This window comes from Arthrobacter sp. 10T419, assembly GCF_056394105.1.
This window is the reverse complement of record NZ_JBFTHF010000011.1, coordinates 18,429-39,650: the sequence shown is the minus strand read 5'-3', so window position 1 is coordinate 39,650 and position 21,222 is coordinate 18,429. Positions and strand designations below refer to the sequence as shown.

Annotated in this window: 23 protein-coding genes; 9 read left to right on the top strand and 14 right to left on the bottom strand. The window is 68.8% G+C overall.

The window, feature by feature from the left end; genetic code table 11:
• Positions 1-188 precede the first annotated feature (188 nt).
• A complete protein-coding gene (locus tag AC1DBD_RS16340; RefSeq protein WP_441419224.1) occupies positions 189-536 on the top strand; it encodes a hypothetical protein in 348 nt (115 codons plus the stop codon).
• 195 nt (positions 537-731) lie between these two features.
• Here AC1DBD_RS16340 and AC1DBD_RS16335 read toward each other — a convergent pair whose 3' ends face one another.
• From AC1DBD_RS16335 to AC1DBD_RS16320, 4 genes are all read right to left on the bottom strand, one after another.
• Positions 732-2,267, bottom strand: a complete 1,536-nt coding sequence (locus AC1DBD_RS16335; RefSeq protein WP_476982521.1) for a dihydrolipoamide acetyltransferase family protein — start codon at positions 2,265-2,267, stop codon at positions 732-734.
• An 11-nt stretch (positions 2,268-2,278) separates the two neighbouring features.
• Positions 2,279-3,259, bottom strand: coding sequence for an alpha-ketoacid dehydrogenase subunit beta (locus AC1DBD_RS16330; RefSeq protein ID WP_476982520.1), 981 nt, complete (start codon positions 3,257-3,259; stop codon positions 2,279-2,281).
• Positions 3,256-4,545: a thiamine pyrophosphate-dependent dehydrogenase E1 component subunit alpha gene (locus AC1DBD_RS16325; protein ID WP_476982519.1), complete on the bottom strand. Its 1,290-nt coding sequence runs from the start codon at positions 4,543-4,545 to the stop codon at positions 3,256-3,258. Before AC1DBD_RS16325 ends, AC1DBD_RS16330 begins: the two co-directional genes overlap by 4 nt.
• Positions 4,546-4,692: 147 nt before the next feature.
• The gene (locus tag AC1DBD_RS16320; protein WP_476982518.1) at positions 4,693-5,811 is read right to left on the bottom strand and encodes a histidinol-phosphate transaminase; all 1,119 of its coding nucleotides are present in this window, start codon (positions 5,809-5,811) and stop codon (positions 4,693-4,695) included.
• A gap of 59 nt (positions 5,812-5,870) precedes the next feature.
• Here AC1DBD_RS16320 and AC1DBD_RS16315 point away from each other — a divergent pair, with 59 nt between their 5' ends.
• Positions 5,871-6,299, top strand: a complete 429-nt coding sequence (locus tag AC1DBD_RS16315; protein WP_175323493.1) for a phage holin family protein — start codon at positions 5,871-5,873, stop codon at positions 6,297-6,299.
• Positions 6,300-6,343: 44 nt separating this feature from the next.
• Here the strand turns inward: AC1DBD_RS16315 and AC1DBD_RS16310 are convergent, their stop codons facing one another.
• Positions 6,344-7,825 (bottom strand): hypothetical protein, encoded by a 1,482-nt coding sequence (locus AC1DBD_RS16310; protein ID WP_476982517.1) that lies wholly within the window; start codon positions 7,823-7,825, stop codon positions 6,344-6,346.
• Positions 7,825-8,121: a hypothetical protein gene (locus tag AC1DBD_RS16305; protein ID WP_476982516.1), complete on the bottom strand. Its 297-nt coding sequence runs from the start codon at positions 8,119-8,121 to the stop codon at positions 7,825-7,827. The genes AC1DBD_RS16310 and AC1DBD_RS16305 overlap by 1 nt, the downstream gene beginning before the upstream one ends.
• Positions 8,122-8,319: 198 nt before the next feature.
• Here AC1DBD_RS16305 and purB point away from each other — a divergent pair, with 198 nt between their 5' ends.
• The 4 genes from purB to AC1DBD_RS16285 all read left to right on the top strand — a co-directional run bounded on the left by purB (position 8,320) and on the right by AC1DBD_RS16285 (position 12,197).
• Entirely contained in the window at positions 8,320-9,762 is a 1,443-nt protein-coding gene (gene purB / locus AC1DBD_RS16300) for an adenylosuccinate lyase (protein ID WP_441419216.1), read from the top strand.
• 109 nt (positions 9,763-9,871) lie between these two features.
• Positions 9,872-10,786: an endonuclease/exonuclease/phosphatase family protein gene (locus AC1DBD_RS16295; protein WP_441419215.1), complete on the top strand. Its 915-nt coding sequence runs from the start codon at positions 9,872-9,874 to the stop codon at positions 10,784-10,786.
• A 66-nt stretch (positions 10,787-10,852) separates the two neighbouring features.
• Entirely contained in the window at positions 10,853-11,533 is a 681-nt protein-coding gene (locus AC1DBD_RS16290; protein WP_441419214.1) for a histidine phosphatase family protein, read from the top strand.
• Between the two features lie 160 nt (positions 11,534-11,693).
• Positions 11,694-12,197, top strand: a complete 504-nt coding sequence (locus tag AC1DBD_RS16285) for a GNAT family N-acetyltransferase (protein WP_441419213.1) — start codon at positions 11,694-11,696, stop codon at positions 12,195-12,197.
• Positions 12,198-12,266: 69 nt separating this feature from the next.
• Here AC1DBD_RS16285 and AC1DBD_RS16280 read toward each other — a convergent pair whose 3' ends face one another.
• The 4 genes from AC1DBD_RS16280 to AC1DBD_RS16265 form a co-directional block, all read right to left on the bottom strand.
• On the bottom strand, positions 12,267-12,659 hold the full coding sequence (locus AC1DBD_RS16280; protein ID WP_441419212.1) for a nuclear transport factor 2 family protein: 393 nt from the start codon (positions 12,657-12,659) through the stop codon (positions 12,267-12,269).
• Positions 12,660-12,775: 116 nt separating this feature from the next.
• Positions 12,776-13,966 (bottom strand): 4-hydroxybenzoate 3-monooxygenase, encoded by a 1,191-nt coding sequence (locus tag AC1DBD_RS16275; RefSeq protein ID WP_476909668.1) that lies wholly within the window; start codon positions 13,964-13,966, stop codon positions 12,776-12,778.
• Positions 13,967-14,084: 118 nt separating this feature from the next.
• Positions 14,085-14,864 carry an IclR family transcriptional regulator gene (locus tag AC1DBD_RS16270; protein ID WP_476893387.1) on the bottom strand — a complete coding sequence of 260 codons (780 nt, stop codon included), beginning with the start codon at positions 14,862-14,864 and terminating at the stop codon, positions 14,085-14,087.
• Positions 14,865-14,899: 35 nt separating this feature from the next.
• Positions 14,900-15,952, bottom strand: a complete 1,053-nt coding sequence (locus AC1DBD_RS16265; RefSeq protein ID WP_476982554.1) for an FUSC family protein — start codon at positions 15,950-15,952, stop codon at positions 14,900-14,902.
• A 209-nt stretch (positions 15,953-16,161) separates the two neighbouring features.
• Between AC1DBD_RS16265 and mscL the strand changes: the two genes are divergently transcribed.
• The gene (mscL, locus tag AC1DBD_RS16260) at positions 16,162-16,689 is read left to right on the top strand and encodes a large conductance mechanosensitive channel protein MscL (RefSeq protein ID WP_476926426.1); all 528 of its coding nucleotides are present in this window, start codon (positions 16,162-16,164) and stop codon (positions 16,687-16,689) included.
• A 107-nt stretch (positions 16,690-16,796) separates the two neighbouring features.
• On the opposite strand, the gene AC1DBD_RS16255 is transcribed toward mscL, so the two are convergent.
• On the bottom strand, positions 16,797-17,756 hold the full coding sequence (locus AC1DBD_RS16255; protein WP_476982515.1) for a diacylglycerol/lipid kinase family protein: 960 nt from the start codon (positions 17,754-17,756) through the stop codon (positions 16,797-16,799).
• Between the two features lie 212 nt (positions 17,757-17,968).
• Between AC1DBD_RS16255 and AC1DBD_RS16250 the strand changes: the two genes are divergently transcribed.
• Together AC1DBD_RS16250 and AC1DBD_RS16245 are read left to right on the top strand one after the other, a co-directional pair.
• A complete protein-coding gene (locus tag AC1DBD_RS16250; protein WP_441419207.1) occupies positions 17,969-18,202 on the top strand; it encodes a hypothetical protein in 234 nt (77 codons plus the stop codon).
• 295 nt (positions 18,203-18,497) lie between these two features.
• Positions 18,498-18,941, top strand: coding sequence for a hypothetical protein (locus AC1DBD_RS16245; RefSeq protein WP_476909672.1), 444 nt, complete (start codon positions 18,498-18,500; stop codon positions 18,939-18,941).
• Between the two features lie 22 nt (positions 18,942-18,963).
• Here AC1DBD_RS16245 and AC1DBD_RS16240 read toward each other — a convergent pair whose 3' ends face one another.
• From AC1DBD_RS16240 to AC1DBD_RS16230, 3 genes are all read right to left on the bottom strand, one after another.
• On the bottom strand, positions 18,964-19,782 hold the full coding sequence (locus AC1DBD_RS16240; RefSeq protein WP_476982514.1) for an IclR family transcriptional regulator domain-containing protein: 819 nt from the start codon (positions 19,780-19,782) through the stop codon (positions 18,964-18,966).
• Between the two features lie 104 nt (positions 19,783-19,886).
• The gene (locus AC1DBD_RS16235) at positions 19,887-20,561 is read right to left on the bottom strand and encodes a 3-oxoacid CoA-transferase subunit B (protein ID WP_441419204.1); all 675 of its coding nucleotides are present in this window, start codon (positions 20,559-20,561) and stop codon (positions 19,887-19,889) included.
• On the bottom strand, positions 20,561-21,220 hold the full coding sequence (locus AC1DBD_RS16230; RefSeq protein WP_175323478.1) for a 3-oxoacid CoA-transferase subunit A: 660 nt from the start codon (positions 21,218-21,220) through the stop codon (positions 20,561-20,563). Before AC1DBD_RS16230 ends, AC1DBD_RS16235 begins: the two co-directional genes overlap by 1 nt.
• Between the last annotated feature and the right edge of the window lie 2 nt (positions 21,221-21,222).

The window sequence follows — 21,222 nt, the reverse complement described above, 5'->3', positions numbered from 1 at the left end:
GCGGCTGGTGCCACTCTAGTGCCGCCGCGCGGTTCCGGGACAGGATTCGCCTGGATTTGACCGCGGTCACCCTCTGTCGTGGGCAGCCTCACCCGGAATTACCGGCGACGGCGCGGCGCGCGGCGGTAAAATTGGAGGTGCCCCCGATGGCGCGGACAGACCTATCCGCCACCTCCCGGGGAGAAACCATGCCTGTTCTTCAGCGCCGCCAGCTCGTCGGCCACGACATTCTGCTGGCCCGCCATGGAAACCACATCAGCACGATGCGGGTCGACCGTGCCGCCGGCCGGGTGGTCGCGTACCTCGACGACGGCTCGGTGGACAGCGCCCCCAATTTGATCTCCCCGGCGCTGCGGATGCCCGATACGGTCCGGAGCATCCTGCGCGAGGACTGGAAGTTCCTGGGCGCGGTCACGGCCGGCAGTTTCGGTTTCGCCGGCGTGGTGTTTGCCGCAGCGGCCGCCGTTGCCGGCTGGGGCAGCGACCCGGGCATGACCGAGCTGCTCTCGACCTTCGCCGCCTACGGGTCGAACTAGGCGCAACACGCCCGGACCCCGAGTTCCCGCCCGGTTCTTGGGCATCTCTACTGCAGCGGGGTCCGCCCCGGCGCCGGAGAACCGCGGGATCCCGCCGCCCGGCCGGGTACTGGCCAGGAACTGGCCGGGAACAACTGGGCAGGAGCGTCGGCGGCCAGCGCCCCGGAGCGGGGGCCGGACCGGCGGCCGCCCGGCTCAGTCCAGCAGCAGTGCTGGCTCTTCGAGGATGGCTGCGACGTCGGCCATGAAGCGGGCCGACAGGTCTCCATCCACCACCCGGTGGTCGAACGAACCGCCGAGCGTGGTGATCCAGCGCGGGATCACCTCGCCGTCGAGAACCCAGGGCTTCTGCTTGATGGTGCCGAAAGCCACGATCGCCACCTCGCCGGGATTGATGATCGGCGTTCCGGTGTCGATGCCCAGGGCGCCGATGTTGGTGACCGTGAGGGTGCCGCCCTGCATCTGCGCCGGCTGGGTCTTGCCCGCCCGGGCGGTGGTGGCCAGCTCATTGAGGGCCAGCGCCAGTTCCTTCAGCGAGAGATCCTGGGCGTTCTTGATGTTGGGCACCATCAGCCCGCGCGGGGTCGCGGCCGCGATGCCGAGGTTCATGAAGTGCTTGACGTGGATCTCGGCTGAGTCGCTGCCGTCCTCGGCATCCACCCAGCTCGCGTTGACGCTGGGGTTCCGCGCCGCGGCCCAGATGACGGCTTTGGCGAGGATCAGCAGCGGCGAAACCTTGATGCCCTCGAAATCGCGGGAAGCCTTGAGCCGCTTGACGAACTCCATGGTGCGGCTGGCGTCCACGTCCACGAAGATGCTCACATGCGGGGCAGCGAAGGCGGACTCGACCATCGCCCGTGCGGTGGCCTTGCGGACGCCCTTGACCGGAATGCGCTCGATCCGCTGCTCCTGGGGGCGGCCGGTCTTGCCCCAGAACGAATCCGCCTGGTCCAGCTCGGCGTCGCGCTGGGCCTGATAGCTGACGAGGTCCTCACGGGTCACTTCGCCGCGCGCGCCGGTGGGAACGACGTCGGCCAGGTCGATGCCGAGGTCGCGGGCAATCTTCCGGACCGGGGGTTTGGCCAGGACGCGGTTGACGAGGCCGGTGATGGCCCCGCCCAGCGTCGGGCGCTGGTCGACAGCTTCGGCTTCCGCCGCGACGGGCGGTTCAGCCTGGGTGGCCGCGGACGGGCTAATCCAGATGTCGTGCGCCTCGATCCCGGCCCGTTCGACGGCGGGGGCGGAGGCCGCCGCAACCGGCGCGGAGATCCGGCGGCGCCGTTTGACGGCGTCGGCCTTCGGACCGGAACCGACCAGCGGGCCGCCGGCCGGGGGCCCGGCCGGCTCGGCGGTGTCGGACGCGTCCTGCTCCAGCTTTCCGTACATCGGCGCCTCGGGCGCCGGCGCAGCGGCAGCAGGAGTAGCCGCCGGAGTTGTTGTGGCAGCGGCGGCAACCGCCGGGGTTGCGGCCGGCGCGGCGGGTTCGGCGGCGGCGTCGGAAACGCTGATGATCGGCGTTCCGACGTCGACCGTCACGCCCTCCGGGACTAACAGCTCGGTGACAGTTCCGGCGTAGGGGGAAGGAAGCTCCACGAGGGACTTGGCGGTCTCGATTTCGCACAGCACGTCGTTGACGGCCACGGTGTCACCGGCCTTGACCTTCCAGGACACGATTTCGGCCTCGGTCAGGCCCTCGCCCACGTCAGGAAGGTTGAACTTGTTCACGGTCATGGAGGTCCCCGTCAGTAGGCGAGGGCGCGTTCCAGCGCCTCAAGGATGCGGTCGATGTCCGGGAGGTAGTCTTCTTCCACCTTGGCGACCGGGTAGGGCATGTGGAAGCCGCCGACGCGGATGACCGGGGCTTCGAGGGAATGGAAGGCCCGCTCGCTGACCCGCGCCGCGATCTCGCCGCCGATACCGCCGAAGGTCGGCGCCTCATGCGCCACGATCAGCCGGCCCGTTTTCCGGACCGAGGCCGTGACGGTGTCGAAATCGATCGGCGAAATGGAGCGCAGGTCGATCACCTCGACGCTGTGGCCGTCCTCGGCCGCCGCGGAGGCGGCCGCGAGGGCCACGGGAACCAGCGGGCCATAGGCCACGACGGTAGCGTCCGACCCCTCACGCAGCACATGGGCCCTGAAGGGGTCCGCGGACCTGCCCGGGGAGTCGGTGTCGACCTCGCCTTTGAGCCAGTAGCGCCGCTTCGGCTCGAAGACGATCACGGGGTCCAGGCAGTCGACCGCCTGCTGGATCATCCAGTAGGCGTCGTGCGGGTTGGACGGGGTGATGATGCGCAGCCCGGCGGTATGGGCGAACAGCGCCTCGGGGGACTCGGAATGGTGTTCAATCGAGCCGATGCCGCCGCCGTAGGGGATCCGGATGACGACGGGGACGGTGAGGTTGCCGTTGCTGCGCGAATGCATCTTCGCCAGCTGCGTGGTGATCTGGTTGAAGCCGGGAAAGACGAAGCCGTCGAACTGGATCTCGCAGACCGGCAAGTAGCCGCTGAGCGCCAGGCCGATCGCGGTGCCGATGATGCCGGACTCGGCGAGCGGGGTGTCCACGACGCGGTCGGCGCCGAACTCCCCGATCAGGCCGTCGGTGACGCGGTAGACGCCGCCGAGCGGGCCGATGTCCTCGCCCATCAGCAGGGTCCGGGGGTTGCTGCTCAGCGTCGCGCGCAGGCCCTCGTTGATGGCCTTGGCAATGGTCATGGTGGTCATCGGCGCACCGCCCCCTCTGTGTGTGCCGCGGCCGTTTCGGACCCGGCAGCGCCTGCCTCGGCTCCGTCTGCCTCGTCGGCGAAGCCCGCACTGTATTCCTCGAACCACGCCAGCTCCTCGGCCACCAGGGGGTGTGCCTCGGCGTAGGTGTTGGCGAAGGCTGTCCGGATGTCCGGGGTTCCCAGGTCATGGATGGTGCTGCGGACGTACGCCGCCAGCTCGTCGCCGTCGGCCTTGACCTGCTCGAAGAAGGCGTCGTCGGCGAGGCCTTCGGCGCGCAGGTACTTCTCGAGCCGCTCCAGCGGATCCTTCGCCCGCCATTGCGCCTCTTCATCCGAGCCGCGGTACTTCGTCGGATCGTCGGCGGTGGTGTGCGCGCCGACGCGGTAGGTGAAGGCCTCGATCAGCACCGGGCTCTTGCCTTCGCGGGCGCGTTCGAGGGCCCACTCGGTGACGGCGTGGACCGCGATCACGTCGTTGCCGTCCACCCGGATGCCCGGGAAGCCGTAGCCCTTGGCGCGGTTGGAGAGCGGAATGCGGGTCTGGACGGCGGTGGGAACCGAGATGGCCCAGTGGTTGTTCTGGCAGAAGAACACCACGGGGGCGTTGTAGGAGGCGGCGAAGACCATGGACTCGTGGACATCGCCCTCGGAGCTGGCACCGTCGCCGAAATAGACCATAACGGCGGCCTTGGGCGCCTGTGAACCGGCCGGCGCCTCCCCGGCTGCCGCCTGGGCCGCGGCGAGCTTCTGGTCGCGCTGGATGCCCATTGCGTAACCGACCGCGTGCGGCGTCTGGGCGGCGAGCACCAGCGTGTAGAGGTGGAAGTTGGTGTCCTTGGGGTTCCAGCCGCCGTTGGACACCCCGCGGAACTGCCGCAGCAGCTCGGCCAGGTCGACGTTGCGGGTCAGCGCGACGCCGTGCTCCCGGTAGGTCGGGAAGATGTAATCCTGCGGCTGGCTCGCCCGGCCGGACCCGATTTGCGCCGCTTCCTGGCCGGTGAGCGGGACCCACAGGGCCAGCTGGCCCTGCCGCTGCAGCGCGGTGGCCTCGACGTCGAAACGGCGGATCTTTGCCATGTCCGCGTAGAAACCGCGGAGCTTCCCGGCGTCGAGCCGCGCGGCGTACTCGGAAAACACCGGATCGGAACCCAGGGTGCCGTCCGGACCCAGCAGCTGGACCATCGGGACAGCGGGGTCGCCCAGCACCGCCTCGGCCTGCGCCTCGAGCTGGTCATCCACGTCGGTTCCGTCGAACTCGGTAGAGGGCAGATGTGTGGCGCCCATACCGTCTCCTTGCCTGCCGCATCCGAATGCGCCGCAATCGCTGGGATATATGCCGGACCGGGCATGCATTCCAGGTCCGGCATATATTTTGGCTTACTCGTCCCTACTTTATCCGCAGCGTACCTTCGGCGGACTTCGTGTTAAGCGCTAGGAACGCTGTGGGGGTTTTGTATAGATCGCACACAATTCGAGGAAACGGGTGTTGGCTTCGGCCTCGCCGATGCTCACCCGCACCCCCTCGTTGCCGAAGGCCCGGACCGACAGTGCCCGCTCCCCCGCCAGTGCGGCAAATTCCGCACTGTTGGTACCCAGATTAAGCCAGACGAAGTTGCCCTGGGCGTCCGGTACGAACCAGCCGAGCTCACGCAGGCCCTCGGTCACGCGGTCCCGCTCATCGACCAGGCTTTGTACCCTTTCTACAACCTCGCCAAAGTGCTGCAGCGAGGCGACAGCCGCCGCCTCGGCGATTTGGGAAACCGCGAAGGGCGTCGCGGTGACGCGCAGGTGCTGGGTGAGGTCCGGCTGGGACACGCTGTAACCCACGCGCAGTCCGGCCAGGCCGTGCGCCTTGGAGAAGGTCCTCAGGACGACGACGTTCGGGTACTTGCGGTACATCTCGATGCCGTCGACGGCATCCTCGGCCCGGACGAACTCCTGGTAGGCCTCGTCGATGACCACCACGATGTCCGAGGGGACGGTCTTGAGGAACCGCTCGGTCTCCTCGGTCGTGAGAATGGGGCCGGTGGGGTTGTTCGGGGTGCACAGCAGGATCATCCGGGTGCGGGCCGTCACCGCGGCAGCCATCGCGTCCAGGTCGTGCCGGCCGTCGGCCGTCAGCGGGATCTGCACGCTCTCGGCGCCGGCCAGGCCCACGCTGATGGGATACGCCTCGAAGGAACGCCACGCGTAGATGACCTCGTCGGCCTTGCCGTCGTCGTTCTGGCCGGCAAAGGTGGCCAGCAGCTGGTTGAGCGCACCGAGGCTGCCGGCGCCGGTGACGATGTCCTCGGCGGGGACGTCCAGGAAGCCCGCGAGCGCACCGCGCAGCTTACTGCTCAACGGGTCCGGGTAGCGGTTGAAGTCGGTCTGCGCCGCGATGGCCTGCTGCACTGCAGGGATCGGAGCCAGCGGGTTCTCGTTGGAGGAAAGCTTGTAGCTCACGAGCCCCTCGACCGGGACCGGCGGTTTTCCGGCTGCGTAACGGGGAAGGAGGTCTACTACCGGCCGCGGGCGGATCCCTCCGGCCTGGTTGTCTGATGAAGTCATGCGTCTTAGCCTACTTCGCCCTCCTGCCGGTACGACCGGTGATGTGACAGCATGGGGCCATGCGCTCACTCTTCGTGCGGGTCATCGTCAATGCCCTGGCCCTCTGGATCGCCAGCTGGATCCTCCCCGGGCTGGATATTTCCACGTCCGCCACCACCGGGGCCGTGGCCAATAGCGGCGTCACGCAGGGCACGGACACGATCGGGATCATCCTGGCGTACCTGTTTATCGGGCTGATCTTCGGCCTCGTCAACGCCCTCGTCAAGCCGCTGGTCAGCCTGCTGTCGCTGCCACTGACCATCCTCACGCTGGGGCTGTTCACGATCGTCATCAACGCCGCGATGCTGTACCTCACCTCCTGGCTGAGCGCTTACACGCCGGTGCACTTCACCATCGACTCCTTCTTCTGGACCGCGGTCTTCGCCGCCATCATCATCACCGTGGTGTCCCTCGTCGCCGGGCGGCTCCCGGGCGGCCGGCGGCGCTAGCCGGCCCTCCGCGGACACTCCCGCCGGCACTCCCGGCCCAGTCCCTAGCCGGACATCCCCGCCGCAGCCGGTGCCGCAGCCGGGGCCGCAGCGGGTCGTGCGTCCGTCGCGACGCGGGCTGAGGGCAATACGCCGGTCGAGCGGTTGGGCCCCGGAGCCGTGACCACGCCCTGCGCCGGCTGCGGTTCGCGCCGCAGGGAAAATCGGGTCACCGTTGCGATGCCGCGGGCACCGACCACGGCGGCCAGTGCGGCGGTGGATGCCCGCAGCGAGGGATCCCGGCTCGCCGCGACCGCCTCCGCGCCGGCCGTGTAGTTTTCCAGCCGATGGCCGGGACCGAGACCGAAATCCTGCGGCGGCGGCATGACCAGGTCATTGGTCAAGGTCACGGTCACGCGGTCCCTGGTGTCCGCATTGGCCAGTCCGTCGGCTCCCGGCACCCAGTCGTGCTGGTGCTCCAGGTGCAGGCTGCCGATGCCCGGCTCAGGGGTGATGCCGCCCACCGGGGAACCGGCGGTCAGTACGAACTTCAGGTCGAATTCGGCCAGGAAGGCTTTGTCCCTGCTGAGGTTCATGGCGTGGATGCCGCCCTGGCTGTAGCCGACGACGGCGAGCTGCTCGCCCGCCTCCACACCGGCCTCGCGCAGTGCCTGCCTGATGGCCGCTGTGGTTGCCTGCGAATCGTAGCCGAGCCCCTCGGCGATGCCTGCCGTATCGAAGGGGTTGGTTCCCGCGGGCAGCCCGCCGAGCTGGGTTCCCGGGATGATGACCACCCAAGCGCGCCGGCTGCCGCCCTCGACCCGGATGACTTCAATGTCGCCGCTGTTCCGGCCCACCGCGTCCGCCCGCCGCAACAGGCCCGCCGGGGAGAGGTCCACGTCCGCGGCGGCTGTTTCGCTGCCGACCACTGTGACCGGCCGCGGTTTCAGGAACCCCAGTCCCGGCGCGGCCGCCAGGTCCCGGATTGCGCGCCGGACGTCAGTGGGCCCGCTGAGCGCGCCGACGGCCCCGGCCAGGGGAACGGGCAGGCCCAACAGGAGCGCCAGGCTGCGCGGAGCCATGGCCACGCCGTGTTCGACCTGGTCGCGGATCCCGGGAAGCGCGAAGAGACTTTGCGGGGAGCCGTACCCGGGGGCGGAGAGCCCCATCCGAAGCAGCAAGGCGTTCCGGGCTTCGGTGAATTCGTACTCCCGGTGGCTGGCCCGGACCTGGGCGGCGATGTGTTCCAATTCGGCCCTGACGCGGCTGACGTCACGGCCGGCCTCCCCCACCGCGATGATGGCGTCGCTGCCGCTGCGGTAAGAGTCGGGCTGGTAGTCGAACAGAGCGCGGCGGACGCCGTCGGCCTCCGCCTCCAGGGCGTAGAGCTGGCGCACCACCCCATCCAGGGCCGCCGCGCCCGCCAGCAGTTCCTCGAACTGGAAGCTGAGGCCGCCGATCCCGCCACGGATCCGGAGCATCCCGTCCGGGGGCGGCGCGGAGGGGCGGGGGACGTCTCCGGAGCCCGCCGGGGTCGCCTCCGCCATCAGTACCCCGGCCGTCCCGACGAAAGCGTCACGTTCTGGGCGTGCCGCAGGACCACCGCTGCCGCGTCCTGCAGCCCGTCCCGGCCCCGCCGCAATGCCGCGGCCTGAAGCGACAGCGTAGAGCGGTAGGCGCGGCCGGCCGGGGACTGCCAGCCGTGGAGTTCCAGCCGGCTCAGTGCGGCCAAGGCGGCACCGCCCTGGTCCGCACATGACGCGACTCTGGCAGCCAGCTGCTGGACCTCGTAGCTGCGTGAGGTGCACGCCGCCGCCTCCGCCGCTGTCAACGTGCCGCTCATGGTCCGGGCCCCTTTCATTTGCAGTTGAGTCCCGGGTTCGACGCTAGGGGCCGGCCGGCGGCGCCGGAAGCGGCCGGGACAGCTATGTGGAAAAGCAGGCGCCCGCGCAGGGGGCGGAACGGTCCCGTCCGCGGGGGGGAAATGTCATAAGCAACTGCCCGCTTAAGGCCCGGCGGCACTTCGTGAAAGAATCGGACCATGCCTGAAACTGCCGCCACAGCTGAGACCCGCACGCCGTCCGGACGCCTGGCCCTCGCCGCGTCCGACCACCAGATCGCGCTCGGCCCGCTCGACGGCCGCTACCAGTCGGCGGTCGCGCCGCTGGTGGACTACCTCTCCGAGGCCGCGCTCAACCGTGACCGGGTCGCCGTCGAGGTTGAGTGGTTGATCCACCTGACCAACAACAACGTCCTGCCGGGGGCCGGACCGCTGAGCGCGGGGCAGCAGGAGCAGCTGCGGGCCATCGTCACCGAGTTCGACGCCGCGTCGGTCGCCGAACTGGCCGAAATCGAGGCCGTCACCGTGCACGATGTCAAGGCCGTGGAGTACTACATCGGCCGCCGGCTGCCGGGCATCGGAATCGAGCACCTGACCGCCATGGTGCACTTCGGCTGCACCTCGGAAGACATCAACAACCTCTCTTACGCGCTCGGCGTCAAGGGCGCCGTGGAGGACGTCTGGCTGCCCGCGGCCCGCAAGCTGGTCGCGCAGATCAGCGCGATGGCCGAGGCCAACCGCGCGGTCCCGATGCTGTCCCGCACGCACGGCCAGCCCGCCACCCCCACCACGCTCGGCAAGGAACTGGCCGTGATCGCCCACCGGCTGACCCGCCAGTTGGACCGCATTGCCCGGACCGAGTACCTCGGCAAGATCAACGGCGCGACCGGCACCTACGCCGCCCACGTCGCCTCCGTGCCGGGGGCGGACTGGGAGCAGGTCGCCAAGAGCTTCGTAGAAGGCCTGGACCTGGGCTGGAACCCGCTGACCACGCAGATCGAAAGCCACGACTGGCAGGCCGAGCTGTACGCCGACGTCGCGCGCTTCAACCGGATCCTGCACAACGTGTGCACCGATATCTGGAGCTACATCTCGATCGGCTACTTCGCGCAGGTCCCGGTTGCCGGCGCCACCGGATCCTCCACGATGCCGCACAAGGTCAACCCGATCCGCTTCGAGAACGCCGAGGCCAACCTGGAAATCTCCTCGGGCCTGCTGGACGTACTGGGCTCCACGCTGGTCACCTCCCGCTGGCAGCGAGACCTCACCGACTCCTCCTCGCAGCGAAACATCGGCGTGGCCTTCGGCCACTCCCTGCTGGCCATCTCCAACGTGGCCAAGGGACTGGACCGCCTGGACGTGGCCGAGGACGTGCTCGCCAGGGACCTGGACACCAACTGGGAGGTCCTCGGCGAGGCGATCCAGATGGTCATGCGGGCCGAGGCGATCGCCGGCGTCGCGGGCATGGAAAACCCGTACGAGCGGCTCAAGGACCTGACCCGCGGCCAGCGGGTGGACGCCGCCCGGATGCGGGAATTCGTCCAGGGCCTGGGCCTGTCAGCCGATGCCGAAGCCCGCCTCCTGGCGCTGACCCCGGGCAAGTACACCGGCATCGCGGACAAGCTGGTCGACCACCTGGCCTAGCCGTGCTCGCCCCGAATTCACCTTCCGGCAGGCCGCCGTTTACGCGGCCGTCGAGGACTGGCCAGCTTCAGAAAGGAAGCTGGGGCTGTTACCGACCCGAGGAGACCCCTTGCCGAGCGACGCACCGTCGACAGCACGGACCGTTCTGACCGACCCCGGCCCAGCGGCCGGTCCCGACGCCGACCCCGGCCCAGGAGCCGGCGCGGCTGCTGACGCCGCGGCCGACCCGGCTGCCTTGAGCCTGATGAGCTTCAACATCCGCTGCGACATCGCGGCGACGTTGCCGGGCCAGGCCGACTACTGGCCGGAGCGCGTTCCGGCGTTGCAGGCCGTACTGGCCGAGGAGCTGCCCGAGGTGCTGGGCATCCAGGAGGGCCTGGAGCACCAGCTGGCCGTGATCGGCGAGGCCCTTCCGGACCATTACCGGATGATCGGCCACGGCCGCGAAGGTGGCCGCCGGGGCGAGCACTCCTGCATCTTTTACGACGCCCGCCGCCTGAAGCTGCGGACGTGGGACCAGTTCTGGCTCTCGGACACGCCCACGGTGGCCGGCTCGGCGACGTGGGGCAACCACGTCACCCGGATCGCCACCTGGGGCCGGTTCGAAGACAACCACACCGGACGTGAGCTGATGGTGGTCAACACCCACTTCGACCACGAGTCCGAGAACGCGCAGCTGCGCAGCGCCGAGGCCATCGTGGAGCACGCAACACGCTTCGAGCCGGGGCTGCCGACCGTGCTGATGGGCGACTTCAACGCCGACGCCGGTGCCTCCGGCGCGTACAGCACCCTGGTGGGGAGCGGCACCTTCCGGGACTCCTGGACCGCGGCCAAGCAGCGGCTGACTCCGGAGTACGGGACGTTCCCGAACTACAAGGACCCGGTCATCGGCGAAAGCCGCATCGACTGGATCGCCGTCACGCCGGAGATCCAGGTCGCGGAGGCCGCGGTCAACACCTTCCGGCTGGACGACCGGTACCCCAGCGACCACGCCCCGATCCAGGCCACGGTCCGGATCCCTTGACCGCCGGAATCACGGGCGGCAAGCCGGGCCGCGCCGGGTCCCGGCCCAGCCGGTAAAATCGCTGCCATGAGGCTTCTGCTGATCCGCCACGGCCAGACCCCGGGGAACGTCCTGGGACAGCTGGACACCGCCCATCCGGGCCCCGGACTGACCGAACTGGGCGAACGCCAGGCGGCCGCGCTGGCCCGCTCCCTGGCGAACGAAAAGATCGGACTGCTCTACGCGTCCACCCTGGTCCGCACCCAGCTCACGGCCGCACCGCTCGCCACCACCCGCGGGCTGGAGATTGAGGTGCTGGGAGGGCTGCGGGAAATCGAAGCCGGGGCGCTGGAGAAGCTCACCGACCGCGAATCCCACCTGCGCTACCTCGGCACAGTGTTCGCCTGGACGGCGGGCGAACTGGACCGGCGGATGCCCTCCGGCCCCAGCGGCCACGACTTCTTCGAACGCTACGACGACTCGATCGCGAGGATCGCCGCCGCTGCCTCCGCCGCCGGGGACGCCGCCGTCGCCGTCGTCAGCCACGGCGCCGCGATCCGGGTCTGGACCGGCCTGCGTGCCGCCAATGTCGAGGCGGAGTTCGCCGCGCGGCACGTGCTCGCCAACACCGGCATCGTGGCGCTGGAAGGCGATCCCGACGCCGGCTGGCGGCTGATCCACTGGGACGACAGCCCGGTGGGCGGACTGGCCCTGGCGGACCCGACGGCGGAGGACCCCACCGGCCGCCCCGCCGAACCGTCCGCTTAGACGTTTCCCTGCCGGACGGGCGTATCCGGACGCCGAATGTGCGCGGACTCGTCGAAATCGCGGAAACCGAGTTCTCGAAGCCCTTACGTGGCCGAAACACCACGGAAACCGCCGCTCCATAGCCTTGGTCTGCATAACCCTTCGGCGAATCGAGGCAGCGATGCAGACCAACCCGCGGCTCAACATCCGGCAGGTCCCCTGGTCCAACCCGGTGGGAGCCGACCTGCGGGCAGCCCAGCAGGCGGAACTGGACGCCCGCTTCGGCCACCGCGGGCACGAGTCCGGACCACCGCCGTCGGAAGTCGACACCGCGGTGTTCCTGGTGGCGCACGACAAGGCGTCGGGCCAGCCGGTGGGCTGCGGCGGGTTGCGCCTGCTGGACGAGCACACCGCCGAGATCAAGCGGCTCTACGTGCTGCCGTACACGCGAGGTTCGGGCGTGGCCAGTTCCATCCTGGCGGCGCTGGAGGGGCACGCCCATGCCCTCGGCGTCACCACCCTGACCGCTGAGGCGGGGTCGGCGCAGACCGACGGGCGGCAGTTCTACCAGAACTCGGGCTTTGTGGCCGTGCCCAACTTCGGCCCGTACATCGGCGTGGAGCATTCGTACTGCTACGCGAAGCCGATCGATTCGCACAGCGCCGCGCACACCGCCATGGCGTGAGGCCGCGCGTCGCTGCGTGCCGCCTGCGCTGTCAGTGCCTGCGTTGCCAGTGCCGCCGGGCCCGGACCGTCAGGTCCAGAAATCGTCGGACTTGGCCGTGTCCTCGAAGTACTCCCGGCCCTCGGCGATCTTGCCGTCGCGGACCACGAAAGTGATGACGGTGCCCATGTCCAGGGTCTTGCCGTTGCCCTCCCCGTGGGTTTGCTGGATCGCGACCGTGTGGCTTTCCCCGCCCACGATGTCCTGGACCTTGGCTTGGAAATTTCCCTGCGTGCGCGCTCCCAGTTCGCCGAAATACGCCAGGATGGCGTCGCGGCCCTGTTTCGTCCCCGATAGCACGCCGCTTCCGGCCACGTGCCAGACTGCGTCCTCCGCGAACAGCTCGCTGAGGGTCGCCATATCCCCTGCGTTGAAGGCCTCGTACCCCCGCCGGACCAGTTCAACATTCTCTGCGTTTCCCATGATCGGACACCTCTCCGTCGTCCTTGTCGGGTCATGCTGGGACGGTTAAAGGCTAGTCCTGGCCCGGGGTGCTGTCGATGGAAAGATGCGGGGCTGCCGGAGTCCCGGAGGACGTCCTAGTTCCCTGCCGGCCAGCCCGTGTAGGCCTCGGCAAGGTAAGCGCGGCCGTGCCGCGAGGACACCACCGAATTGAGTTCGCCGAGCTGGCGGGCGCGGGCGAAGTCGTCGGCTCCGGTCGGGGTGTGCAGCATGGAGGTCATCCAGTAGGAGAAGTGCTGCGCTTTCCAGACCCGGTCCAGGGCGCGGTCGCTGTACAGGTCAAGGAGCTTCGTGGAGCCGGTCTTGTAGAAGCTGTCCAGGCCTTCGAACAGCACCTTGACGTCGTGGATGGCCAGGTTCAGGCCCTTGGCTCCGGTGGGCGGGACGGTGTGGGCGGCGTCCCCGGCCAGGAACAGCTTGCCGTGCCGCATCGGGGCGTGCACGAAGCTGCGGAACTTCAGGACCGTCTTGTCGATGACCGGGCCCTCCTTGAGCTCGAAGCCGTTGCCGTTCACGCGGCTGCGGAACGCCTCCCAGATCCGCTCGTCGTCCCAGTTGTTGACGTCCTCCCCGGGGTCGCACTGGAAGTACATCCGCTGCACCGTCTCGGTCCGCTGGCTGATCAGGGCGAAGCCGTTCTCCGAGTTGGCATAGATCAGCTCGTCGGAGCTGCGCGGCGCCTCGGCCAGGATGCCGAACCAGGCAAAGGGGTACTCGTGGAAGTACCACTTACGGTCAGCCTCGGGAATCTGGACACGGCAGTGGCTGCGCGAGCCGTCCGCGCCCGCAATGAAGTCGGCCTGAAGCTCGAACTCGGTGCCGTCCGCGTCCGTGAACCACACCTTCGGCGAACCCTCGATGTCATGGACGCTGGTGTCCGTGACGCTGTACCGGACGTCGCCGCCGTCGGCCTCCCGGCGCGCGGCGAGGTCCATGAAGACGTCGGTTTGCGGGTAGAGCCAGACCGACTCGCCAACCAGGTCCTGGAAGTCGATGCGGTGGCTTTCCCCGTTGAACCGCAGCTCGATCCCGTCGTGCCGGTCGCCGTCGCGCAGCACGCGATCGGAGACGTCGGTGTCCACGAGGAGGTTGACGGTGCCGTGCTCGAGGATGCCGGCACGGACGGTTTCCGAGATTTCGCGCCGGCTGCGCAGTTCGACCACGGTGGACTCGATGCCCTCTTTGGCCAGCAGGTGGGAGAGCATGAGCCCGGCGGGGCCCCCGCCCACGATGGCCACCTGGGTGGTGATGACTTTTCGGGCTGCCATGTTGTCCTCGCTTCGTTGCGGGGCCCGGAGCGGCGCGCCAAGCTGTCGGCCGCACGCCGCGGCTCCGGACCGGATCGGTCTTCTGGCTAACAGTGTGCGCCCGGAGCAGTGATCTGCGTTACAGGTCTTCCGTTGAACGGAATTCGGCCGCCGTGCGGGAGTCCCCGAGCCGGCGCCCGATGCCCCGCGCCGCGGTCTGCAGCGCCGGCACCAGCGCCTGCAGCCGCATCTCCCGCAGCGGAACCACGACGCCGAGGGCAGCGACGGTCCGCTTCCTCGCGTCCCGCACCGGGACGGCGATCCCCCAGGTGTCGGGGTCCACGACGCCGGCCAGCTGGGCGTAGCCTTCCTCGGCGGCCTCGGCCAGGAGCGAGCGGAGGTCCCCGGCGCGGAGCCTGCCTGCGGGGTCGTTGAACTGGCGCAGGTATGCCGCCTGCACCGAGGCCGGCTGGTGGGCCATCAACACCAGCCCGGCCGAGGACAGGTGCACCGGCATCCGCCCGGCGACTTTCGCCCGGTTGGCGACCGAGCCGCGGCGCGACAGACGCTCCACGAACAAGGCGTCCCAGCCGTCCAGGACAGCCAGGTTCACGTTCTGGTTGAGCACCTGCTGGATGTCCTCCATGAACGGCATCGCCGCCTGCCGCAGGGCCAGGGTCGGCGAATTGCGGTTGACCAGCTCCCACAGCCGCAGCCCCAGCCGGACCGACCCCCCGCTGCCGAGCTCCAGGAGCCCGTGCCCGGCCAGCTGCCGGACCAATCGGTGGGCGGTGGTCAGGGGCAGGCCGGCCCGGTCCGCGAGTTCGGAGAGCTGCAGGGCGGCAGAGCCCTCGGGGAAGGCCTCGATCAGGCGCACCACGCGGTCCACCACGGAGTCCCCCGACCCGGAATTGGCCACGCTTCCCGCTTCCCCGAACTGTTGACTGCCTGGGATCAGTCTTCCATTGAACGGTGGCCGGCGGCCACCCGGCGCCAGAGGGCCGGCGCCAGCACGACGGCGACGCCGACGGCGGCTCCGATGACCGTCTCCAGGAACCGGTCGCGCAGCAGGGTCCCCGCGGGCACGGGCGCCACCAGCAGGGTCGAGATCAGCGCCAGCGGGGTGACGAAGACCTGGGCCAGCATGTACTGGCGGGCGATGAACATCTCGGCGCCGAACTGGCAGGCGGCAATCACCAGCACGGTCTGCCAGGGGGCCGGCTGCAGCAGCAGGATGGCGGCCAGCAGCACCAGCCCGAGCGCGGTGCCGATGATGCGCTGAACGCCGCGGCTGACGCGGTGACGCGTGCTGTGCCCCACGAGCGGCACGACGGCGGCCACCATGGCCCAGTAGTTGTGGCCGAAGCCGAGCCATTCGCCGGCCAGGGTCGCGAGGGTGCCGGCCAGGCCGGCCGCCACGAGGTAGCCCACGGCTTCGAGCTTGGCAACGCGGCGCTCCGCTGTGGTCAGCCGGACCGGCCGGGGCCACGACCACGGCTTCCGGCGGCTCGGGGCGACCCGGGCGGACAAGCCGATCAGGAGCGAGAGCGCGACGGTCAGGACGGCCACCAGCATGCCCTGCCAGAGCGGTGGCTGGCTGGGGATGGAGGCGATGGCAGCGAAGGCGAAAATGTGGAAAAGCGATCCTGCCGGGCGGAGCCGCCACCAGGCGACGATCAGGGAGCAGCCGCCGGCCACCACTGTGGTCGCGAGGACCTGCAGCCAGACGGTGCCCGACGGCGTGAGCGCCAACGCCGCCCCGGCGCGGGCCGCCAAGGCGCCGAGCAGGATCACCGCGAGCATGAGGGTGCCGGCGCGCAACTGCAGCACGAAGCGGCGGCCGTGGGGCTCGTTCCGGCCGTAGATCCCGGCGAAGGCCCCAAAGGAGGCGAAGATGGCCAGATCCAGCCGGCCCAGCAGCACGAGGGTGATCAGCGGGACGAAGACGCCGACGGCGCAACGGACCGCGGCTTGGTGGTCCTTGTTGGCTGGAGCCATGGTGAACATCTCGCCGAACAATGTCGCGGGTTTCACAGGTGGAATGGGTCTTCCTTTGCAGTCGGTTGAGAACGACGGCGGCACTGGCATCCAGCTGAATCGTACGCCGGCAACCGCGGCCGGCAGGCTTCGAATTCCATTCAACGGAACGAGCGGGGATCGGCATGGTGGTAGCGTCTATCGGTTGAACCACCCACACGGCATCTTCCGGAGGACCCATGCTCAAAGGATTCAAGGACTTCATCCTGCGCGGCAACGTGATCGAACTGTCCATCGCCGTCGTCGTCGGTACGGCGTTCACCGCCCTGGTCACGGCGTTCACCACGAACATCGTGAACCCGATCATCGCGGCAGCCGGCGGCGTCGAAACCCAGGGGCTCGGTTTTTACGTCTGGCCCGGAAATGCGAAGACCTTCGTCAATATCGGTGCCGTCCTCACGGCATTCGTGACTTTCCTCATCACCGCGGCGGTGGTGTACTTCATCTTTGTGGCTCCGATGAACCGGATCAACAGGATGGTCAAGCACCGGCTGGCCGCCGCGGAGCCGGAGGAGAACCCGGTCCCGGCCGACACCGCACTGCTGGCGGAGATCCGCGACCTGCTGGCCGGGCTGGCCGGCACCGGCGGGACCGCCGGGCATCCCGACGCCGACGGCGGGACCGCCGGGCATCCCGACCGCGGCGAAGACACATCCGGGCTCCCCGGCGGTCGCACGGTCGAGCTCTCGGGGAAACACAGCCGCTAATTCGGGCGGCCGCACCGGCCGGCCGAACCCGCCGAGGCCTTGACCCAACGGCCTGGCACGGCCCGGATACTACCTGGCGGTAGCTCCGGGTCCCGGGCCCGGAACGGTTAGGCCGCCTTCGTCATCCGGATGGTCAGCGCCTCGTGCTCCACCGCGACCTTGAGGTGCTTGGCCTTGCCAATGTGGTCGCCGTCGAGCTGGAATTCCTGCTCATGGTCGAGGGTGATTTCCGCGGATTTGCCGGCGAAATACTCGACCGACTTGTTCTTGGCGTTCTTGCGGCCGAACATGCCGGCGAGCACGCTGAACCAGCCGAGCTTGCCTTTCGGGGCCAGAACCACGACGTCGAGAATGTTGTCATCGATTTTGGCGTCGGGGAATACTTCCACTCCTCCCGTGATCTGGCCGCAGTTTCCCACCATTACGCTGCGGATCCGGCGCCGGACCGGGTGCTGCCCGTCGATGCTGATCTGCGCCTTCACCGGCTTGCCGGGCAGGTGCCGGATGCCGGCCTCGACGTAGGCGAGCCAGCCCACCCGGTCCTTGAGTTCGTCCACGGTGTTCGCCATGATCGCCGCGTCGTAGCCAAGGCCGGCCATGACCAGGAATAGCTGTTCGTCCCGGGCGTGGTCCAGGCTTGCCTTCACCACGTCGACCTTGATGTCTGAGCCGTTCAGGATGTCGTAGCTGGCGGCCACGGGGTCAGTGATGTCGACGCCGATATTGCGGGCCAGCAGGTTGCCGGTGCCCATCGGGATCAGGCCCATCGGCGTGCCGGTGCCGGCGAGGACCTCGGCCACGCAGCGGACGGTTCCGTCACCTCCGGCGGCAATCACGACGTCGACCCCCGCTTCGAGCGCTTCACGCGCCTGGCCCAGTCCGGTGTCCTCGGCCGTGGTCTCGAGCCAGAGGGGCTCCTTCCAGCCCTGCGTCTCGCAGAGCCGGTAGAACGCAGCCTTGAAATCCTCGCCGGAGGACTTCATGGGGTTGATGATCACGGCGGCGCGCTTGGGCTGCACGGAACTGTCCCGGGCGGCATTGTCTTGGGCGGCATTGGTCTGGGGCATGGCGTCCTTCGGGCATGTGGCGGGATAGGCCCCGCAAGGAAATCTTATCGGGGTGGGGCGGCATAACTTGCGCGCCATGGCAGCGAATCATGGACGCGCTGTCCGGCGGGTCACTACACTGGCCATGTTTAGGAACTGAAGCGTGCCGGCCTGGCCGGATGCCGTCCCGGAACCGCCGGGGTGGCCGCGTTCCAGGCGCGGAAGGCGGCCACATGACCGAACCAGAGGAAAACTACTCAGCCGAAGCCGAAGCCTCGAGCAGGGATCCGCACGACTGGGGCCGGGCGATGGCGCTGGCCCTGACCCGGCTGGCGGAGCAACTTGCCCCGGAAGACAGCGAAGACATGCACGCCAGCCTCGTGGACCGGCCGCTGCACCTCAGAATCCGTGACGACGCGGCGGGGGTCACGATCACGGTGTCGACGACGGCGGAGTCCGCCGGCTGACGCCCGGGCGGAAATAAAGCCGCTCAAATCATCAATTCCCTCCCTTTGTGTGCCAGACTAAGCGGGATTTACCGGCATACAGTGGGCCGGGACACTCATCTCATTTGGGGGAATGATGACAGAGCGCGCAAATTCTGACGCCAGAAAAGAATCCGAATCCTTCGGCAGGGCCGAGCCGTCTTACAGTCAGCGCTGGCCGGACGGGGCCCCTTGGCCGGATTCCTCCGAACGCCGGCAGGCGCAGCTGCCACCGCTGCCCCTTCCCCGGATCCGGACGGAGTCCCTGGAACACTCGGTGCGGGGCGCAGTCTTTGCCCTGGCCGTGATCCCGGTCGGCGTCGGACTGTGGCTGATCCTGTGGAAGCTTGGCTGGATGGCCTCGATTGTGGCCTTCGTGACGGCGGCCGGCGCCGCCCGGCTGTATGTCGCCGGCAGCACCGTGGGCAGCGGCGGCGCCATGACGAGGCGCGGCGCCTGGGTTGTCGTGGCCGTGACAGTGGCGACGGTGCTGCTCTCGTTCCTCGGCACCATTTGGCTTGATCTGGCCGACTACCTTGGAGGCTCACCGCTGGCACTGCTGTTCGAACCGCAGGCCTGGGACCTGCTGGGCTACAATCTCGCCAACAACACGGACCTGGTCGAGGGCCTAAAGGGCGAGTTCCTGATGGCGTTGTTGTTCAGCGCCCTGGGCTGCTTCTTCACGCTGCGGCAACTGTTCGCCCAGTCCCGCCGAAGCTAGGACCAGTCAGCGTCCGGCAGCGTCAGCGTCCGGCGGAGAGGTCCGCGGAGATGAGTTCCGCGGTGGCGACGGCGGCCTCGCGCACCGAATCCAAGTACGCCTCCGGGTCCGGCTGCGCCGCAACGGCCTGCGCCTGCAGGGAGACGTTAATGGCGGCGACCACCTTGTCCGGCCCGTCGTAGATCGGCGCCGCCAGGGACATCAGCCCGAGCTCCAGTTCCTGGTTCAGCAGGCACCAGCCCTGGGCGCGGACGGTGGCCAGCTCCACCAGCAGCTCTTCGCGGGTGCCGATGGCGCGCGGGGTGAGCGGCCGGATCCGGGCCGCGTCCAGGTATTCCTGGAGCTCCGCGGGCGGCAGGGCGGCCAGCAGGACCCGGCCCATGGAGGTGGCGTAGGCCGGAAAGCGGGTTCCCACGGTAATGCCGACGGTCATGATCCGCCGCGTCGCCACCCGGGCAATGTAGGCGATGTCCGTCCCGTCCAGCACGGCGGCCGACGTCGACTCCCCGAGCTTCAGGGACAGCTCCTCCAGGTGCGGCTGGGCGATTTGCGGCAGCGACAGCCCGGAGAGGTAGGCGTAGCCGAGCTGCAGCACCTTGGCGGTCAGCGCGAACGCCTTGCCGTCGGTCCGGACGTAGCCGAGCTCGACGAGCGTGTGCAGGAAACGCCGCGCAGTGGCACGGGTGAGGTCGGTCCGGGCCGCGACCTCGGTCAGGGTCATCAGCGGGTGCTCCGCGTCGAAGGACCGGATCACCGCCAGTCCCCTCGCCAGCGACTGCACGTACTGGTCGCTGGCTGCGGGCGCCCCGTCGGCACGGGTGGCCTTTGCTGCCTCGGTCATTTCACGCCTCTCGATCACGCATCACTTTATACGCGCGAACGTACACTTGAGGCCCCGAAACGGCTCTCCGGCCGGGCACCAAGCGTTCGTTCGCACATGGGTGGTCAGGCTGAGGCGGCGGCGGCGAGCGGCACCGGCACGAGCGCTTGCAGTTCCTCGAGGGTGCAGCCGAAGGTCTCCCGGACCTGGACGCCGTCGGGGCCGGTCAGGAAGACGGCTTTGTCGGTGTAGACCCGCGTGACGCAGCCGATCCCGGTCAGCGGGTAGCTGCAGGACTCGACCAGCTTGGACACACCCTCGCGGGTCAGCAGCGTCATCATCACGAAGACGTCCTTGGCTCCGGTCGCCAAGTCCATGGCGCCGCCGACGGCGGGAATTGCGTCCGGTGCGCCGGTGTGCCAGTTGGCGAGGTCACCGGTTGCGGAGACCTGGAAGGCGCCCAGCACACAGATGTCCAGGTGGCCGCCGCGCATGATCGCAAAGGAGTCGGCGTGGTGGAAGTAGGAGGCGCCGGGCAGTTCGGTCACGGGGATCTTGCCCGCGTTGATGAGGTCGCCGTCGATCTGGTCGCCGGTGGCTTCCGGGCCCATGCCGAGCATGCCGTTCTCGGTGTGGAGCGTGATGTTCTGCTCCGGTTCGAGATAGTTGGACACCAGCGTGGGCTGGCCGATGCCGAGGTTCACAAAGGAGCCGGGGCTGATGTCCCGGGCCACCAGGCGGGCGAGGTCGTCGCGGCCCAGCGGCTTGTCGGACGTCTGGATACTCGTCGCGCTGCTCATCAGGCCACCTTCACGATGCTGTTGACGTAAATACCGGGGGTCACGATGACCTCCGGGTCCAGGCCGCCCGTCGGGACGATCTCGGAGACCTGGACGATGCTGTGTTTGGCCGCGGCGGCCATGATCGGGCCGAAGTTGCGGGCCGTCTTGCGGTAGACGAGGTTGCCCTTGCCGTCGGCCGTGAGCGCCTTGATGAGCGCGACGTCGGCGTGGATGGGGGTCTCGAACACTTGCCATTTTCCGTCCAGGAAGCGGGTTTCCTTGCCCTCGGCCAGCATGGTGCCGTAGCCCGTGGGGGTGAAGAAGCCGCCGATCCCGGCGCCGGCGGCGCGGATCCGTTCGGCCAGGTTGCCCTGCGGCACGAGTTCGAGTTCAATCTCCCCGGCCCGGAACTTGGCGTCGAAGTGCCAGGAGTCGGACTGACGCGGGAAGGAGCAGATCATCTTCTTCACCCGCCCCTCCTTGATCAGCAGTGCAAGGCCCTGGTCGCCCTGGCCGGCGTTGTTGTTGACCACTGTGAGGTCCGTGGCCCCGCAGTCCATCAGGGCGTCAATGAGTTCGAACGGCTGCCCGGCGTTGCCGAAACCGCCGATCATCACGGTGGAACCGTCCTGGATCCCGGCGACGGCCTCGCCGACGGTATCTACGAAGTTGAGCATTC

Excerpts from the sequence above, each read along its gene's own strand:
- AC1DBD_RS16310 (WP_476982517.1), bottom strand. The coding sequence starts at position 7,825 with ATGGCGGAGGCGACCCCGGCGGGCTCCGGAGACGTCCCCCGCCCCTCC.
- AC1DBD_RS16275 (WP_476909668.1), bottom strand. The coding sequence starts at position 13,966 with ATGGCAGCCCGAAAAGTCATCACCACCCAGGTGGCCATCGTGGGCGGG.
- AC1DBD_RS16305 (WP_476982516.1), bottom strand. The coding sequence starts at position 8,121 with ATGAGCGGCACGTTGACAGCGGCGGAGGCGGCGGCGTGCACCTCACGC.
- AC1DBD_RS16230 (WP_175323478.1), bottom strand. The coding sequence starts at position 21,220 with ATGCTCAACTTCGTAGATACCGTCGGCGAGGCCGTCGCCGGGATCCAG.
- purB (WP_441419216.1), top strand. The coding sequence starts at position 8,320 with ATGCCTGAAACTGCCGCCACAGCTGAGACCCGCACGCCGTCCGGACGC.
- AC1DBD_RS16330 (WP_476982520.1), bottom strand. The coding sequence starts at position 3,259 with ATGACCACCATGACCATTGCCAAGGCCATCAACGAGGGCCTGCGCGCG.
- AC1DBD_RS16255 (WP_476982515.1), bottom strand. The coding sequence starts at position 17,756 with ATGCCCCAGACCAATGCCGCCCAAGACAATGCCGCCCGGGACAGTTCC.
- AC1DBD_RS16285 (WP_441419213.1), top strand. The coding sequence starts at position 11,694 with ATGCAGACCAACCCGCGGCTCAACATCCGGCAGGTCCCCTGGTCCAAC.
- AC1DBD_RS16280 (WP_441419212.1), bottom strand. The coding sequence starts at position 12,659 with ATGGGAAACGCAGAGAATGTTGAACTGGTCCGGCGGGGGTACGAGGCC.
- AC1DBD_RS16290 (WP_441419214.1), top strand. The coding sequence starts at position 10,853 with ATGAGGCTTCTGCTGATCCGCCACGGCCAGACCCCGGGGAACGTCCTG.
- AC1DBD_RS16265 (WP_476982554.1), bottom strand. The coding sequence starts at position 15,952 with ATGTTCACCATGGCTCCAGCCAACAAGGACCACCAAGCCGCGGTCCGT.
- AC1DBD_RS16240 (WP_476982514.1), bottom strand. The coding sequence starts at position 19,782 with ATGACCGAGGCAGCAAAGGCCACCCGTGCCGACGGGGCGCCCGCAGCC.
- AC1DBD_RS16320 (WP_476982518.1), bottom strand. The coding sequence starts at position 5,811 with ATGACTTCATCAGACAACCAGGCCGGAGGGATCCGCCCGCGGCCGGTA.
- AC1DBD_RS16340 (WP_441419224.1), top strand. The coding sequence starts at position 189 with ATGCCTGTTCTTCAGCGCCGCCAGCTCGTCGGCCACGACATTCTGCTG.
- AC1DBD_RS16315 (WP_175323493.1), top strand. The coding sequence starts at position 5,871 with ATGCGCTCACTCTTCGTGCGGGTCATCGTCAATGCCCTGGCCCTCTGG.
- AC1DBD_RS16235 (WP_441419204.1), bottom strand. The coding sequence starts at position 20,561 with ATGAGCAGCGCGACGAGTATCCAGACGTCCGACAAGCCGCTGGGCCGC.
- AC1DBD_RS16250 (WP_441419207.1), top strand. The coding sequence starts at position 17,969 with ATGACCGAACCAGAGGAAAACTACTCAGCCGAAGCCGAAGCCTCGAGC.
- AC1DBD_RS16335 (WP_476982521.1), bottom strand. The coding sequence starts at position 2,267 with ATGACCGTGAACAAGTTCAACCTTCCTGACGTGGGCGAGGGCCTGACC.
- mscL (WP_476926426.1), top strand. The coding sequence starts at position 16,162 with ATGCTCAAAGGATTCAAGGACTTCATCCTGCGCGGCAACGTGATCGAA.
- AC1DBD_RS16325 (WP_476982519.1), bottom strand. The coding sequence starts at position 4,545 with ATGGGCGCCACACATCTGCCCTCTACCGAGTTCGACGGAACCGACGTG.